Annotated in this window: 17 protein-coding genes; 7 read left to right on the forward strand and 10 right to left on the reverse strand. The window is 64.9% G+C overall.

Annotation, left to right across the window (positions count from 1 at the left end; translation table 11 throughout):
• Nucleotides 1-107: 107 nt before the first annotated feature.
• Complete coding sequence (locus IB274_RS10495; protein ID WP_192431877.1) at nt 108-2,513, forward strand: xylulose 5-phosphate 3-epimerase; 2,406 nt, start codon at nt 108-110, stop codon at nt 2,511-2,513.
• A gap of 40 nt (nt 2,514-2,553) precedes the next feature.
• Here IB274_RS10495 and IB274_RS10500 read toward each other — a convergent pair whose 3' ends face one another.
• The gene (locus IB274_RS10500; RefSeq protein ID WP_017518005.1) at nt 2,554-2,769 is read right to left on the reverse strand and encodes a DUF3820 family protein; all 216 of its coding nucleotides are present in this window, start codon (nt 2,767-2,769) and stop codon (nt 2,554-2,556) included.
• Between the two features lie 9 nt (nt 2,770-2,778).
• Nucleotides 2,779-3,186: a quorum-sensing-regulated virulence factor family protein gene (locus IB274_RS10505; protein WP_017518004.1), complete on the reverse strand. Its 408-nt coding sequence runs from the start codon at nt 3,184-3,186 to the stop codon at nt 2,779-2,781.
• Nucleotides 3,187-3,550: 364 nt separating this feature from the next.
• On the opposite strand from IB274_RS10505, the gene IB274_RS10510 reads away from it, so the two are divergent.
• Nucleotides 3,551-4,267: a tRNA-uridine aminocarboxypropyltransferase gene (locus IB274_RS10510; RefSeq protein ID WP_192431878.1), complete on the forward strand. Its 717-nt coding sequence runs from the start codon at nt 3,551-3,553 to the stop codon at nt 4,265-4,267.
• 65 nt (nt 4,268-4,332) lie between these two features.
• Here IB274_RS10510 and IB274_RS10515 read toward each other — a convergent pair whose 3' ends face one another.
• Nucleotides 4,333-5,217, reverse strand: a complete 885-nt coding sequence (locus tag IB274_RS10515) for a DMT family transporter (protein WP_192431879.1) — start codon at nt 5,215-5,217, stop codon at nt 4,333-4,335.
• Between the two features lie 265 nt (nt 5,218-5,482).
• On the opposite strand from IB274_RS10515, the gene erdR reads away from it, so the two are divergent.
• Together erdR and IB274_RS10525 are read left to right on the forward strand one after the other, a co-directional pair.
• Complete coding sequence (gene erdR, locus IB274_RS10520; protein ID WP_024765291.1) at nt 5,483-6,133, forward strand: response regulator transcription factor ErdR; 651 nt, start codon at nt 5,483-5,485, stop codon at nt 6,131-6,133.
• A gap of 108 nt (nt 6,134-6,241) precedes the next feature.
• Nucleotides 6,242-6,613 (forward strand): diacylglycerol kinase, encoded by a 372-nt coding sequence (locus IB274_RS10525; protein ID WP_017518000.1) that lies wholly within the window; start codon nt 6,242-6,244, stop codon nt 6,611-6,613.
• A gap of 111 nt (nt 6,614-6,724) precedes the next feature.
• Here IB274_RS10525 and IB274_RS10530 read toward each other — a convergent pair whose 3' ends face one another.
• Entirely contained in the window at nt 6,725-7,651 is a 927-nt protein-coding gene (locus IB274_RS10530; protein WP_081517925.1) for a LysR family transcriptional regulator, read from the reverse strand.
• 222 nt (nt 7,652-7,873) lie between these two features.
• Between IB274_RS10530 and fpr the strand changes: the two genes are divergently transcribed.
• Nucleotides 7,874-8,650, forward strand: a complete 777-nt coding sequence (fpr, locus tag IB274_RS10535) for a ferredoxin-NADP reductase (protein WP_192431880.1) — start codon at nt 7,874-7,876, stop codon at nt 8,648-8,650.
• Between the two features lie 190 nt (nt 8,651-8,840).
• On the opposite strand, the gene IB274_RS10540 is transcribed toward fpr, so the two are convergent.
• Complete coding sequence (locus IB274_RS10540; RefSeq protein WP_192431881.1) at nt 8,841-9,254, reverse strand: VOC family protein; 414 nt, start codon at nt 9,252-9,254, stop codon at nt 8,841-8,843.
• Nucleotides 9,255-9,314: 60 nt separating this feature from the next.
• On the opposite strand from IB274_RS10540, the gene IB274_RS10545 reads away from it, so the two are divergent.
• Nucleotides 9,315-9,617 (forward strand): putative quinol monooxygenase, encoded by a 303-nt coding sequence (locus IB274_RS10545; protein ID WP_192431882.1) that lies wholly within the window; start codon nt 9,315-9,317, stop codon nt 9,615-9,617.
• A gap of 8 nt (nt 9,618-9,625) precedes the next feature.
• On the opposite strand, the gene tsaA is transcribed toward IB274_RS10545, so the two are convergent.
• Together tsaA and IB274_RS10555 are read right to left on the reverse strand one after the other, a co-directional pair.
• Nucleotides 9,626-10,324, reverse strand: coding sequence for a tRNA (N6-threonylcarbamoyladenosine(37)-N6)-methyltransferase TrmO (gene tsaA / locus IB274_RS10550; protein ID WP_192431883.1), 699 nt, complete (start codon nt 10,322-10,324; stop codon nt 9,626-9,628).
• 58 nt (nt 10,325-10,382) lie between these two features.
• Nucleotides 10,383-11,156, reverse strand: a complete 774-nt coding sequence (locus IB274_RS10555) for an SDR family oxidoreductase (protein ID WP_192431884.1) — start codon at nt 11,154-11,156, stop codon at nt 10,383-10,385.
• Between the two features lie 173 nt (nt 11,157-11,329).
• Between IB274_RS10555 and IB274_RS10560 the strand changes: the two genes are divergently transcribed.
• Complete coding sequence (locus IB274_RS10560; protein WP_192431885.1) at nt 11,330-12,919, forward strand: ArnT family glycosyltransferase; 1,590 nt, start codon at nt 11,330-11,332, stop codon at nt 12,917-12,919.
• On the opposite strand, the gene IB274_RS10565 is transcribed toward IB274_RS10560, so the two are convergent.
• Genes IB274_RS10565 through rimO form a run of 3 tightly spaced genes read right to left on the reverse strand, consistent with a single transcriptional unit; the run spans nt 12,867 to nt 15,076 of the window.
• Nucleotides 12,867-13,235, reverse strand: a complete 369-nt coding sequence (locus IB274_RS10565; RefSeq protein WP_192431886.1) for a DUF2784 domain-containing protein — start codon at nt 13,233-13,235, stop codon at nt 12,867-12,869. The two genes, IB274_RS10560 and IB274_RS10565, sit on opposite strands and share 53 nt — an antisense overlap.
• Nucleotides 13,236-13,242: 7 nt before the next feature.
• Nucleotides 13,243-13,704 (reverse strand): DUF1456 family protein, encoded by a 462-nt coding sequence (locus IB274_RS10570; protein WP_081517933.1) that lies wholly within the window; start codon nt 13,702-13,704, stop codon nt 13,243-13,245.
• A 49-nt stretch (nt 13,705-13,753) separates the two neighbouring features.
• On the reverse strand, nt 13,754-15,076 hold the full coding sequence (rimO, locus tag IB274_RS10575) for a 30S ribosomal protein S12 methylthiotransferase RimO (protein ID WP_192431887.1): 1,323 nt from the start codon (nt 15,074-15,076) through the stop codon (nt 13,754-13,756).
• Nucleotides 15,077-15,119: the final 43 nt, after the last annotated feature.

The raw sequence follows: 15,119 nt of genomic DNA on the forward strand, positions 1-15,119 counted from the left end.
TTCTCTTTCAGACTTGCTCGAATGGTCGGGGCGCTCGTTGATACATGTCAGCGCCCGTCCGATCTGTGACGACCTAGACTTTCCGCCATAGCCAAGGGAGAGCCGACATGTCACAGATCCTGCCAAGCCCCGAGGAGCTTGCCGCCCATGCGGCAGCCGAGCCGGAATATGCCCGCTGGCTGCAAGGCCGTGGTCCGCTTCAGCATAGCGTGCAGACTCAGGCGGCAGTCTTTCGTGTCGCTCATCAATTGGTCCAGTACGGCCTGCAGCCTGATCTTGCCTGCGTCTACCGCTTATTCGGGGCGCTGGATCGCGTCACTTGCGCCGGCCTTTGGCTGGTGGCGCACATGACCTACGCCAGACGCGTTCGCCGTGACGGCGCGCCCTTGCAGGCAGAGGATTTCAAGGTGCAGCCCGAAGGGCACACGGGTGGCGCGCTTAACATGGTGCCGGCCTACGCCGGTTACCTCGCCCTGAACGCCCTGAGCGGCAAGACCCGCGGCTGGCTGATGGGACAGGGTCACTGCGTGGCGGCAATCGATGCACTCAATGTGCTCACCGGCAACCTGCATCCGGAGCAGGCCGATGCCTATGGAAGCTTTGAGTCGGGGCTGGACCGCCTGGTGCAGGACTTCTACAGCTACTTGCAGAAGCCGGACGGCAAGGTCGCCGCGCCTTTGGGCAGCCACGTCAATCCGCACACGGCCGGCGGCATCGCCGAGGGCGGCTACCTCGGTTTTGCTGAGCTGATGTATGCACACATGCCATTGCCGGGCGAGACCCTGCTGGCGTTTCTCTCTGACGGTGCCGCTGAGGAGCAGCGGGGCAGCGACTGGATTCCCCGCTGGTGGCGCGCCGAGGACTGCGGTACGGCGCTGCCGGTGATGATTGCCAATGGCCGGCGTATCGAGCAGCGCACCGACCTGGGCACTCACGAAGGACTGGAAGGCTTCAAGCTGCACCTGCGGCGCTGTGGCTTCGACCCGATCAGCTTCGACGGGCGTGACCCCGCGGCATTCGTCTGCGCCCTGTGGGAAATGGAAGAGCGCCTACAACACCGCATCGACGAGAAGGAGCGTGGCATCCTGCGCTATCCGCTGCCGATTCCCTATGGTATCGCCGAGACGACCAAGGGCTATGGCTTCTACGGCGCAGGCAGCAATGCCGCGCACAATCTGCCGTTGCCGGGTAACCCCCGCGTTGATGTCGAGGCGCGCGACCTGTTCAACCAGCATGCAGCGCCACTGTGGGTCTCGCCGGAGGAGTTGGCCGAAGCATGCCGGATGTTTGCCGATTCACGCAGTGGCCGCGTAATGGAACGGGACAACCCGTTGGCCGTGCGGCGGCCCATCGAACCCTCGATTCCGCTGCTGCATTACCGCAACGACGAATGCTCGCCCATGGCTGCGCTGGATCGCTTTTATGTCGACCTGTGCTGCGCGAACCCGGACCTGCGCGCTCGCGTCGGCAATCCGGACGAGCTCGCAAGCAACCGCCTGGGCGGCGTGCTCAAGACGCTGCGGCACCGGGTGAGCGAGCCGGAAAGCGATCTGGAGGCCGTGGATGGCCGAATCATCACCGCGCTCAACGAGGAGGCGGTGGTTTCCGCCTGCCTGGCCAACCAGGGCGGGCTGAACCTGGTGGCCAGCTACGAAGCCTTTTGCGTGAAGATGCTCGGGGCCGTGCGTCAGACGCTGATCTTCGCCCGTCAGCAGAAGGAAGCCGGACGTCCGGCGGGTTGGCTCGGCTGGCCGCTGGTCGCGACTTCGCATACCTGGGAGAACGGCAAGAACCAGCAGTCGCACCAGGACACCACCTTCTGCGAGGCGTTGCTGGGCGAGATGAGCGACATGGTGCGGGTGGTCTTCCCGGCTGACCACAACAGTCACCTGGCCCTGCTGCCGGATATCTACCGCAGTCGCGGGCAACTGGCCTGCATCGTGGCGCCTAAGCGTGAGCGGCCGGCCGTGTTCAACCAGGCCCAGGCGGAACAGCTGGCTCGCGATGGCGCGATCCTGATGGACGAGCATCCCGGCGCCGAGCCGCTGCTGCTGATTGCCAATGGCAGTTACCAACTGGCCGAGATGCGTCGCGCCGCGTTGCGGCTGGAGGAGGCCGGTTATCCCTATCGGCTGGTCTATCTGCAGGAGCCGGGGCGCTTCCGTGCGCCGCGTGACAACTGGGAGTTGCAGGCGTTGACGGATGAATCCATCGCCATGCGGCTGTTCCCCGATCACTACGAGCGCCGCGTGCTGCTTACCCACATGCGTCCGGAAGTGGCGCGCGGGCACCTCTGGCCGATCCTGCCGGATGCCTTGAAGACAGCGGTGCTGGGTTATCGCAACCAGGGAGGGACGCTGGACGAGGCGGGCATGCTGTTTGCCAACCGTTGCAGTTGGGCTCACGTGCTGGCGGCCTGTGCGCGTTTGCTGGACGTGCCGCGAAGCGCCTTGCTGGCACCGGATGAAGCGGCGGCGGTGGCAGGCAAGGAAAACCCGATCGTGCTGCGTTGAAGAGGGCTGGCGCAACCACCGCAGGGCGGTTGCGCGGGCCTTAGCGCTTGAGTGGCTTGATCAGGCCGTCGAGGCCATCGATCTTCAGTTCCAGGGTCAGCTGCATCAGTCGGCCCAGTTCACCGGGCGGGAACTGGCCCTTCTTGTAGAACCACAGCAGATACTCGTCAGGCAGGTCCACCAGCATCCGGCCCTGGTACTTGCCGAAGGGCATCGGCGTACGCGCGATCTTCAGCAATTGTTCCTTGTCGAGCATTGGTGCGGCTTACTTCTTCAGCTTGATCTTGCAGCTGCCGGCGTCGAAGCGCTCGGTGGCGACCGGGGCGTTGGTTTTGTACTCGGTGAAGCTGTAAGTGAGGATCGCGCCCTCGGCCAGCAGTTGGCGGTAGGCGGTGTTGCTGCAGACGCTGTCGCCCAGCTGGCTGCGCACGCTGTCGGGGTTCTCGCGCATGCGCTCGGCATGGCTGGCGCGCACGCTCAGGTGGTTGATCAGTTGCGGACCGTCGACGGTGTAGCCCTGGTCGAGGATGTCCTCGTTGATCGCGCGCGGAGTGCCTTCGCTGCTTTCCTTGGCGACCTTTTCCAGGGTCTGGGTCAGTTCGAAGTCCTTCTTCGACGCGGCGTGCGCGACGGGAATGACGAGGCAGAGGGCGAGGGCGGTGAGGCGCAGCATGGGCATCTCCTGACAATGGTGCCGATTCGACCGTGGCGAACCTTCCGGGTTCGACGGTCATTCAAGCCGCCTATTGTCCCTTAAAACGGCGCGCGTGCCGAGGAACTGTTACCTCAGGCCCCAGACTGCGCCGCCGGGCGTCCAACCCCGTCAAAGGATGGCGGTGGTTCGCGCTTGATCGGAAGGCCTGGCGTCACGGGAGTTGGTGCCCAATCTGTCGGCTAATCAAGCATCGCTGCTGCTGGACATTAGGCCGCCCGCGGGGAGGCGGGCGGCGGCTCTGGTACAATCGGCGGTCCGCAACCGTCGTTCCGTTCGAGCCTTCGATGACCCGTCCACTTTCCCTCATCCCGGTGGCTGCAGCATGAGCCACGCCGTCGCCCGCCTGCGCGATGAACGCCTGGCCCGCTGCATCAAGCCGTTCTTCGCCCGTGGCTCGCGTTCGCCCCGCTGCCCCGGTTGCCGCCTGCGGCCGAACTACTGCATGTGCAGCCTGCGTCCGCAGGTCGAGTCCAACTCGGCGATGTGCCTGGTGATGTTCGACACCGAACCGCTCAAGCCAAGCAACACCGGCTGGCTTATCGCCGAGACAGTGCCCGCGACCTGGGCTTTCGGCTGGTCGCGCATTGAGGTCGACCCGGCGCTGCTGGCGTTGCTCGATGATCCCCAGTGGCAGCCGTACGTGGTATTCCCCGGCGAGTTCGTCCAGTCCGAACGCGTGGTCACCACGGTAGAGCCGCAAGACGGCAAGCGCCCGTTGTTCATCCTGCTCGACGCCACCTGGAATGAGGCGCGCAAGATGTTCCGCAAGAGCCCCTACCTGGATCGCTTTCCGGTGCTGAGCATCACCCCCGACGCCCTGTCGCGGTATCGCCTGCGGCGCTCCAAGTTCGATGAGCACCTGTGCACCGCCGAGGTTGCCGCGCTGTGCCTGGGCCTTGCCGGCGACCGCCGCGCCGGCGATGCGCTGGATGCCTACCTGGACGTGTTCAGCGAACGCTACCTGGGCTCCAAGCGCCAGCAGCCGCTGGACGAGCAGAGCCCGGCGCATCAGGCGTTGAGACCGTTTACCCAGCGGTAACCTGACTCGCCAATGCAACCTATACAGGCGCCGGTCGTGCGCGCGCCTGCAGGGGATTCGGTGTTTCAAGCCGCCCTGGCGTCAGCCTTCTTCGGCCACAGTTGCGCCACCAGCATGCCGGCGAGCATCAGCGCGCAGCCGAAGTAGCCGCGCACATGCAGGGTTTCGTTGAGGAACAGTGCGCCGGCGATGGCGGCGAAGACGGCTTCCAGCGAAAGGATGATCGCCGCGTGGGAGGCGATAGCGTGCTTCTGCGCGATGACCTGCAAGGTGAAGCCTGTGGCGACGCCGAACAGGCCGCCGTAGATCAGAGCTGGGCCGGCCTGGATGATGGCATCCAGATGAATCTCCTCGAACAGCAGCGCCAGGATCATGCTCACCACCGCGCAGGTGGCGAACTGCAGGAAGGCCAGACGGATCGGATCGTAGCGACTGGCGAACAGGCCAACCAGCAGCACGTGGCCGCCCCAGACGAAAGCGCCGGTCAGTTGCAGCCAGTCACCGGAGGCAACGTGGAAGCCCGGGCCGATGCTCAGCATGGCCATGCCAGTCACGGCCAGTGCACAGCCCAGCCAGGTACCCATACCGGCGCGATGACCGATCAGCAGGCCGAGCAGCGGCACGATGATGACGTACAGGCCGGTAATGAAGCCGGAGTTGGTCACGCTGGTGAACATCAGGCCGACCTGTTGCAGGTTGATCCCCACGGTCAGCGCGGTGCCGATGGCCAGGCCGGCCAGGATCAGGCCGCGGTTGAACGGCTGGGCGCCGCGCTTGCTCGACCAGGCCAGCAGCGGCAGCAGTGCCGCCGCGCCGAGGGTGAAGCGCAGGCCGGTATAGAGGAAGGGACCGATGGCATCCATCCCGAGGCGCTGCGCGACGAAGGAGACCCCCCAGATCATCGCGGTGAACAGCATCAGGAAATCGGCGCGCAGCGCATGGCTTTTCATCTTGTTCTCGTAACGGGCAGGAAAAAAAGCGGAACTCTGCCGTAACGCCGGGCCTTTGGAAAGGGGAGCGGGTTCCCGGCGGGCACAGTGGCAGGGGCTTTCAGGCCACGGTGTAAGTACCGTCTGGCGATGTATTCGCGGCGGACAGCGAAGCCGCTCTTTGCGTACAATGTGACAAGCAGTGCTCTATCCGTGCTCCGACCTTTCCTGCGCAAGTCTGGCTGTTATCCACGGCGGACTTCGACGCGGCCTTCAAGGAAAATTCATGGCTTCCTACGAGATCCTGATCGCTGACGATCACCCGCTGTTCCGCAGTGCCCTGCACCAGGCCCTGACCATCGGTCTCGGCCCCGAGGCGCGACTGTCGGAGGCGGCGAGTATCGCGGAGCTGGAGACGCGCCTGAACGAGAAGGCCGACTGGGACCTGGTGCTGCTGGACCTGAACATGCCCGGCGCCTATGGCTTCTCCGGCCTGGTGCTGCTGCGCGGGCAGTACCCGCAGATTCCGGTGGTGATGGTCTCGGCCCAGGAAGACGCCGCCGTGGTGCAGCGCTCCCGCGAGTTCGGCGCCAGTGGTTTCATCCCCAAGTCCAGCGAGCTGAGCGTGTTGCAACAGGCTGTGCGCGCGGTGCTTGACGGCGATGTCTGGTGGCCGCCGCAGGTGGACGCCGTGACTGAGATGAGCGACGACGTGCGCGCTGCGAGCGCTGGTCTTGCCAGCCTGACTCCGCAGCAATTCCGCGTGCTGACCATGGTCTGCGAAGGCCTGCTGAACAAGCAGATCGCCTTCGAATTGAGTGTCTCCGAAGCTACGGTGAAGGCGCACGTGACGGCGATCTTCCGCAAGCTGAATGTGCGCACCCGTACCCAGGCGGCGCTGTTGCTGGCGCAGATGGAGTCGGTTCCGGGCGCCTGAGCGCTGTCACACTCAGCCCCTGAGGCCGTCACATTCTGTAATGGCCTTGACCCCTTTTTGACGATCGCTGGTATAGAGTGCCGCGACCTTTGCCTGTGAGAACCACACGTGTCCGCTTCCCCTTTCAAGGGCCAGACCGGCCTGAAACGCATCTTCAACGCCGCCGGCTACTCCCTGGCCGGCTTCGCCGCCGCCTTCAAGGGTGAAGCAGCTTTCCGCCAGCTGGTGCTGATCAACGTCATCCTGATCCCGCTGTCGTTCTTCTTCGACGTGACCCGCGGCGAGCGCGCGCTGTTGATTGCGGTGTGCCTGCTGGCGCTGATCGTCGAGCTGCTCAATTCCGCCATTGAGGCGGTGGTGGACCGGGTTTCCCTGGAGCGCCACCCGCTGTCGAAGAACGCCAAGGACATGGGCAGCGCCGCCCAGTTCGTGGCGCTGACCATCATCACCGTGACCTGGGCGGGCATTCTGCTGGGTTGATCGTTCCTCTTCGCCTTTGTAGGGCGGATAACGCGTCAGCGTTATCCGCCGCGAAGAGCCGGCGGATAACCTGTTCCAGGTTATTCGCCCTACGCACCGTTCGGTTTCCCGTCAGGGAATCATCGGCAGGACGATATCGTCGCTGCGGGTTACTCCCGCCGTTTCACTGCGGCAAAGCTCCAGGAACTCGCGCATGGTCGCAGTCTGATACTTCTGCCGGTGCCAGATGAAGTAGAACTGCCGGCGCAGGTCCAGGTCCGGTGTTTCCACCGGCACCAGGCTGCCACGGCGGAAGGCGTCGCGCAGGGCCAGGCGCGAGATGCAGCCGATCCCCAGCCCCGACTCCACCGCGCGTTTGATCGCCTCGGTGTGTTCCAGCTCCAGCCGCACGTTCAGCGGTTCCACGTGGTGACGCATGGCCTGGTCGAAGGTCAGCCGCGTGCCTGAGCCCTGTTCCCGCAGAATCCACGCTTCCTCCGTCAGCCGCTCCAGGCTCGCGCGGCCTTCACGGGCGAGCGGGTGCTGCGGTGCGCAGAAGACCACCAGTTCATCCTCCATCCATGGCTGCACCTCGATGTCCGGGTGCTGGCAGTCGCCTTCGATCAGGCCCAGGTCCAGTTCGTAGTGCGCCACCCGCTGCACCACGTGGGCGGTGTTATGCACGTGCAGGCGTACCCGGCAGTCGGGCTGGCGCTGCATGAAGGTGCCGATCAGCAGGGTCGCCAGGTAGTTGCCGATGGTCAGGGTGGCGCCCAGGTCCAGCGAGCCGAAGGCGCTCTTGCCGTTGAGCATGTTTTCGATCTCGCTGCCGCGGTCGAGCAGGGCCACCGCCTGGGGCAGCAACTGGCGGCCGAGGGCGTTGAGGGTCAGGCGCTTGCCGGAGCGGTCGAACAGTTTGCAATCGAACTGCCGCTCCAGTTCGCCCAGCGAGGTACTGGTGGCCGACTGCGACATGGACAACGCCTCGGCGGCGCGGGAGACGCTTTCCTGCTGGGCGACGGCGACGAAGACTTCGAGCTGGCGCAGGGTGAACTTCATTCTGTGGGGCTCCGGAGTAGGCTGCGCGACATTTCGTCACCCCGGCGCAGGAAGCACCTGACGGTATCCTTTTGCGGCGACTGAGCGGCCTTATCTGCGTTTTGGATTAGCAATATCCAGATAATTTATTTTGCGGATATTGTCGCCGCCTATAAAATGTCGCGCAATTGCGCTACGTCCGGGATCTGCTGGGGTGCGCCACGTTTCTCCTAGGAGTCCTTGATGAGCAACCTGTACACCGAGCGCGTTCTCAGCGTGCACCACTGGAACGACACCCTCTTCAGCTTCAAGACCACCCGTAACCCGGGGCTGCGCTTCAAGACCGGTCAGTTCGTGATGATCGGCCTGGAAGTCAACGGTCGTCCGCTGATGCGCGCGTACAGCATCGCCAGCCCGAACTACGAAGAGCACCTGGAGTTCTTCAGCATCAAGGTCCCGGACGGTCCGCTGACTTCGCGTCTGCAGCACCTGAAGGAAGGCGACGAACTGATGGTCAGCCGCAAGCCCACCGGCACCCTGGTGCTGGACGACCTCAAGCCCGGCCGGCACCTGTACCTGCTGAGCACCGGCACCGGCATGGCGCCGTTCCTGTCGGTCATCCAGGACCCGGAAGTCTACGAGCGCTTCGAGAAGGTCATCCTGGTCCACGGCGTACGCTGGGTCAGCGAACTGGCCTACGCGGACTTCATCACCAAGGTTCTGCCGGAGCACGAGTACTTCGGCGACATGGTGAAAGAGAAGCTGATCTACTGCCCGCTGGTCACCCGTGAAGAATTCCACAGCATGGGCCGCCAGACTGACCTGATGCGCAGCGGCAAGCTGTTCGCCGACATCGGCCTGCCGCCGATGAACCCGCAGGACGACCGCGCGATGATCTGCGGCAGCCCGAGCATGCTCGACGAGACCAGCGAAGTGCTGAACGGCTTCGGTCTGCAGATCTCCCCGCGCATGGGTGAGCCGGGCGACTACCTGATCGAGCGCGCCTTCGTCGAGAAGTAAACCGCGCACGACAGTTCAGTCGAAACAACGCCGCGATTCCCTTGGGAGCGCGGCGTTTTTTATTGCGTGGTGTTTTTGCAGAGCAGGCCCAGGCCAGGGAGTAGGGTGCATAACGCCAGCGGCGTTATCCGCCGAACTGGCGGATAACCCGTGCCGGGTTATGCGCCCTACGCAAGCGCCGAGGCACGGCTCACACCAGGCGCTGGCCGGACACCGCCGGGTGAGACAGCGGCTGCACCTTGTTCCCCGCCGGGTCGAGCAGGTGGAAGCTGCGTGCCCCGTCGCCATGGTCGAAGGGGCGGTCCAGTAGGGTCACACCGCGTGCCTTGAAATACTGGTACCAGGCTTCCAGCTCTTCCACGCTGTCGACGATGAAGCCGTAGTGATCCATTGTCTGCAGGCCGTTGGCCGCTCCGAAGCCGCGACCCAGGGAGAGGTTGTCGTTGCCGCAGGTGAGGTAGACCAGGTCTTCGTTGGCGCGGTTGAGCACCTGCATGCCAAGCACGTCGACGTAGAAGCGCTCGCACTCCTCGAGATTCGGCACCAGCAGGGCGAGGTGACGCAGGCCGTTGAGGCGGCCGGGGCGGGCAGGGAGATCGGACATGGACGCGGTTCCTTTTTTGTATACAATTTGTTTTCAAATTTAAAACAAAAGGAACACCCTGTGTACAGTCTGTTCATCAAGACCCGAGTGAAGCCTGGCAGCGCCGAGGATTTTCTCCACACCATCAAGGCCAATGCCGCCGCTTCCGTGTCCAGCGAGCCGGGCTGCCTGGTCTTCGATGTGTCCCAGGATCGCCTCGATCCGGACGTGATCTACCTCTACGAGATCTACCGCGACGACGCGGCTTACGAGACCCACACGAAGACGGCGCACTTCCGCGACAGCCGCCCGCTGGTGGAGTCGCTGATCGTCGAGCAGGAGTGCTTCGAGAGCGACGTTATCGCCCTCAATCCGGTGGACTGACGCAGGCTTCAGTCAGCGGCGCGTTGCAGGTCCAGCACGCGGATCTCGCCGTCGGCGGGGTAGTGCCAGTGCACGTCGAGGTCCCACAGGCGCACGCCATAGCGGCGCTCGGGCGGCGGCTTCTGGTAGGCCGGGCGCGGGTCCTGGGCGAGGCACTGCTCGATGAGTTCGCGCACCGGCTGGCCGAGGCGCAGGCCGTGCTCATGGGCCTGGCACAGGGCCTCGTCGATCCAGTGCACGGCGATGGGGGCGGGCGGCGCGTCGGCGATGGCGTTGCGTGCGTCCGGCACGATGTCGGCGTAGGGCACGTAGGGCTTGATGTCGATGACCGGGGTGCCGTCGAGCAGGTCGATGCCGGACAGCCAGAGGCGGCCGGGTTCGACCTTCTCCAGCTTCACCACCGACTGGCCGAGGCCGTTGGGCCGGTGGGTGGCGCGGGTGGCGAATACGCCCATCGACTGGTTGCCGCCCAGGCGCGGCGGGCGCACTTTCAGTCGCGGCTTGTCTTCCAGCGCCTGGTGGAAGAGGAAGATCAGCCAGACGTGGCTGACCTGCTCCAGGCCTTCCACTGCGTCGCCGGTGTCGAACGGCGGCAGCAGTTCCAGCACGCCGGTCGCGGCCGGGGCCAGTTGCGGCTGGCGCGGGATGGCGAACTTCTCCTTGAAGCAGGAGCGGACGTGGCCGATCGGCGAGATGCTGTGGGACATGGCGGCACGGGCTGTTGCAGGGGCCGCCATGGTACCTGATTCCCCCTCGTAGCTGGTTTCAGCAGAGGTGGAAGCCACCGTCGATGGGGATGATGTTGCCGGTCATGTAGGCGCCGGCAGCGCTCGCCAGGCTGATCGCCAGGGCGGACATCTCTTCCTCGCGGCCCCAGCGGCCCATGGGGATGACGGCGGTGTCCTCGGCCATGGCCTGCTCGTCGTTGGCGATGTGCCGGGTCATCTTGCTGGGGAAGCGGCCGGGGGCAATGACGTTGACGTTAATGTGGTCCTTCACCAGTTCGCGGGCGAGCATGCGCGACAGCTGGTGCAGCGCGGCCTTGCTCGGGCCGTAGGCGTAGGCGTTCTCGCCGTGGGAGGTGACGCCGGCCACCGAGCCGATGTTGATCACCCGCGCCGGGCTCTGCGCAGTACCGGCCTTCTTCAGCAGCGGCAGCAGTTGCTGGATGCAGCTGAACACGGCGGTGACGTTGAGCTGCATGACCTTCTCCCAGCCCGAGGCGGGGTAGCTTTCCAGCGGTGCGCCCCAGGTGGTGCCGGCATTGTTCACCAGGATGTCGAGGTGGTCGAGGCGCTCGTTCAGCTCGGCGGCCAGCGCGCGGGCGCCTTCCTCGGTGGCGAGGTTGGCCGGCAGGCCGATGCACTCGCCGTACTGCGACAGCTCAGTGGCGGTGTCGGCGCAGGCGGCGCCATCACGGGCGCAGATGATCACCTTGGCGCCGGCTTCGAGCAGGCCCTGGGCGATCATCCGGCCGATGCCGCGGGTGCCGCCGGTGACCAGGGCGGTCCGTCCGGCAAGGGAAAAGTACGGGTGCATGAGCCTCTCCTGGCTGGGTTTTCGTCTCACCCTAGCGAGATCGCCTTGGCGCTCCGAGCACTATCCAATCGGCAAATGCCGACGCATTACGCGATGGCTGCATTTTCTTAACCTGCGCATAACCATCGCTGCCCTAGTGTCCGGCGCACGTTCGAAAGGCCGGGGGCCGGGTGATGCAGGGTTGGAGCAAAGATCGCAAGGCGCTGGTGCTGTTGCTGGGCGCCACGCTGGTGCTGTTGGTGTTCGGGCTGGGCTGGCGTGAGGTCTGGGGGCCGGAAGTGCGCTGGGCGGATATCTCGCTGCAGATGCTGCAGTCGGGCAACTACTTCGACCCCTACCTTCGCGGCGCGCCGTATTACGACAAGCCACTGCTGTCTTATTGGCTGATCACTGCGCCGGCCAGCCTGTTCGGCCTCAACCACTGGACGTTGCGGCTGAGCACCGTGCTGGCGGGGCTGGGCAGCGTCTGGCTGACCTGGTGGCTGGGCGAGCGCCTGCTGCGCAAGGGCACCGGGTTGCTGGCCGGCTGGCTGCTGGCGACCACCTTCTACTTCCTGTTCTGGGCTCGAGTAGCGACGGCCGACATCCTCACCGTGTTCGGCGTGCTGGCGGCGCTGGCGTGGTATTGGCGAGACCCGGAAGACACGAGCTTCTCCGGCTACCTGGGCTTCTTCCTGATCCTCTCGCTGACCTCGTTGTGCAAGGGACTGATCGGCTTCATCCTGCCTGGACTGGTGCTGCTCCCTCATCTATTCGCCGAGGGGCGCTGGCGCCGTCATCTGAACCTGCGGCTGGTGGCCGCGCTGGTAGTGGCAGGCGGCGTGTATGCGATTCCTTTCGTGCTGTCGCACTTCTATGGTCAGCCCAGCTATGGCGAGAGTGGTCTTGCGCTGGTGTTCAAGGAAAACGTGGTGCGCTTCTTCGATCCCTTCGATCATATGGGGCCGATCTACACCTACCTGGTCTACCTTCCGGCCTACACCCTGCCCTGGGCACCGCTTTGGATCATCGGCCTGTGGTACGCCGCGCGCCGCTGGAAGCAACTGCAGCCCAACGCGCGCTGGCTGGTCTGGGCCCTGTTGTTGCTGTTCGTGTTCTTCACCGCCAGCGGTAGCCGCCGCAGCTACTACGTTCTGCCCCTGGTACCGTTCGCCCAGTTGCTGGCGGCCTGGTGGGTGGTCGAGTCGCGGCATGAGCGTGGGCTCGAAGGGCTGGGGCGCATCTGGCCTAAAGCGGTAGGGGCGGGTGCGGCGCTGATGCTGCTGGTGCTGGGCGTGGCTTACCCGTGGAGCAATGGCGGTGGAGGGGTTCCGCAGTTCGCCAGGGACGTGCGCGCCGCAGCGGAACAGACCGCGCCCTGGTCGCAGTGGCGGGTGCTGTTCCTCGGAGATGACGATGCCCGTCTGCCGATGTATCTGGCGCAGTACGGCCAGCGGCAAGCCCACTCCTTCTTCTATGTCCACTCCGGTTATCCACAGGGCGACAGCGCCGCGCTGTTTGCCTGGCTTCGCCAGACCACCGGTGAGGACTGGGACCCGGCGCGTACCCTGATCATCTCCCAGATGACCCATGAGGGAGATCAGCCGCTGAACTGGCTGACGGCGGATCACCGGTTGATCGAGTCGCAGCTGAACAACGGTCAGCGTCTGGGGCACGCGAAGAACAAGGAGGCGAGCCTGGCCTATGTGCCAACAAGCTTGACCAAGTCGCTCAGTGCGACCGCAGCGCCCGGCGTAGCAGAAGCAGGTAAGGCGGCAGATTGAGCGCAACCACTACCAGGCCGAGGACGACCTGGGTCGCCTCGGTCAGGCTGGCGGGATAGATCAGCGGGATCAGGTAGTGCTCGACGAAGCCGCCGCGATAGCCGCTGTCGCCGGCCAGCGTGCGGAAGTGGTTTTCCAGCGGAGTGAGCGGGCAATAAAGGTGGAGGAACTCCACCGCCATGCCCCAGGCCGCCGCCGGCACGTGCAGCCAGGCCAGGCGCGGCCAGCGCAGCACCTGCAGGCCGCCGAACAGCACGAAGAGGATGAACCCCAGGTGCAGCAGAACGACGGCGTCGGCGGCCAGGCGGTAGAGCATGGCGACCTCAGCGCTGCTGGCGCTGGGTCAGGCCCTTGAGGAAGTTGCGCAGCAACTGGTCGCCGCAGGGGCGGTAGTTGTTGTGGCCGGGCTTGCGGAACAGCGCGCCCAGTTCGGTCTTGGTGACGATGAAGCTGACGCTGTCGAGGATCGCGAGGATGTCGTCGTCGCGCAGCTCGAAGGCGACGCGCAGCTTCTTCAGGGTGATGTTGTTGGTCAGCGGCAGCTCCACCGGCGGCAGCGGGCGCGATTCGTCGCGGCCGCGGCGATGCACGATCAGGCCATCGAGGAAGTGCGCCAGCACGCGGTCGCTGCACGGCTTGAAGTCCGGCTCGTCGTCGCGGGCGAGGTAGGCGCCGATTTCCTCGGCGCTGACGTTGAAACCGGCCAGCGCGGTGATCTCGGCTACCTGGGCATCGCGGATGTCCAGCAGGTAGCGCAGGCTGCGCAGTACGTCGTTGTTGGTCATGTTCGTTCCATTGAAATGAAAAGCCCCGCTTCAGCGGGGCTTTTGCGGATCAGACCAGTTCGGCCCAGAGGTCGTACTCATCGGCGTCGGTGATGCGTACGCGCACCTTGTCGCCCGCTTTCACGTCGAAGCTGTCGATGTACACGGCGCCGTCGATTTCCGGAGCGTCGGCGTAGGAGCGGCCGACCGCGCCTTCATCGTCCACTTCGTCGATCAGCACATCGATTTCCTTGCCGATCTTCAGTTGCAGGCGGGCGGCGGAGATCGCCTGCTGGTGCGCCATGAAGCGCTCCCAACGGTCCTGCTTGACGTCATCGGGTACGACGTCCAGGCCCAGGTCGTTGGCCGGAGCGCCTTCCACCGGGGAATACTGGAAGCAGCCGACGCGGTCGAGCTGGGCTTCGGTCAGCCAGTTGAGCAGGTACTGGAAGTCTTCCTCGGTCTCGCCGGGGAAGCCGACGATGAAGGTGGAGCGGATGGTCAGCTCGGGGCAGATCTCGCGCCACTTCTTGATGCGCGCCAGGGTCTTGTCCTCGAAGGCGGGGCGCTTCATGGACTTCAGCACTTTCGGGCTGGCGTGCTGGAAGGGGATATCCAGGTAGGGCAGCAGCTTGCCCGCGGCCATCAGCGGGATCACGTCGTCGACGTTGGGGTACGGGTAGACGTAGTGCAGGCGCACCCACACGCCCATGGAGGAGAGCGCCTCGCACAGTTCCAGCATGCGGGTCTTTACCGGCTGGCCGTCCCAGAAATCGAGCTTGTACTTCAGGTCCACGCCGTAGGCGCTGGTGTCCTGGGAGATGACCAGCAGTTCCTTGACGCCGGCCTTGACCAGGCGCTGGGCTTCGCTGAGCACGTCGCCGACCGGACGGCTGACCAGCTTGCCGCGCATCGACGGGATGATGCAGAAGCTGCAGCTGTGGTTGCAGCCTTCGGAAATCTTCAGGTAGGCGTAGTGACGCGGGGTCAGCTTGATGCCTTGCGGCGGCACCAGGTCGATCAGCGGGTTGTGCTCGGCCTTGGGCGGGATCACCTCGTGGACGGCATTGACCACCTGCTCGTACTGCTGCGGGCCGGTCACGGCCAGCACGCTGGGGTGCACATCACGGATGCTGTTTTCGGCGACGCCCATGCAGCCGGTGACGATCACCTTGCCGTTCTCGGCGATGGCTTCGCCGATGGCGTCCAGGGACTCGGCCTTGGCGCTGTCGATGAAGCCGCAGGTGTTCACCACCACCACGTCTGCGTCCTGGTAGGTGGGGACGATTTCGTACCCTTCCATGCGCAGCTGGGTGAGGATGCGTTCGGAGTCGACCGTGGCTTTAGGGCAACCAAGGCTTACGAACCCGACTTTGGGTGTGGCGGTGGACATGTGCGGCTAACCTCGAAGGGCGCGCTGGCGGCGCCTCTGATCA

It is taken from the genome of Pseudomonas sp. PDM18 (assembly GCF_014852585.1).
Classification (GTDB): Bacteria; Pseudomonadota; Gammaproteobacteria; order Pseudomonadales; family Pseudomonadaceae; genus Pseudomonas.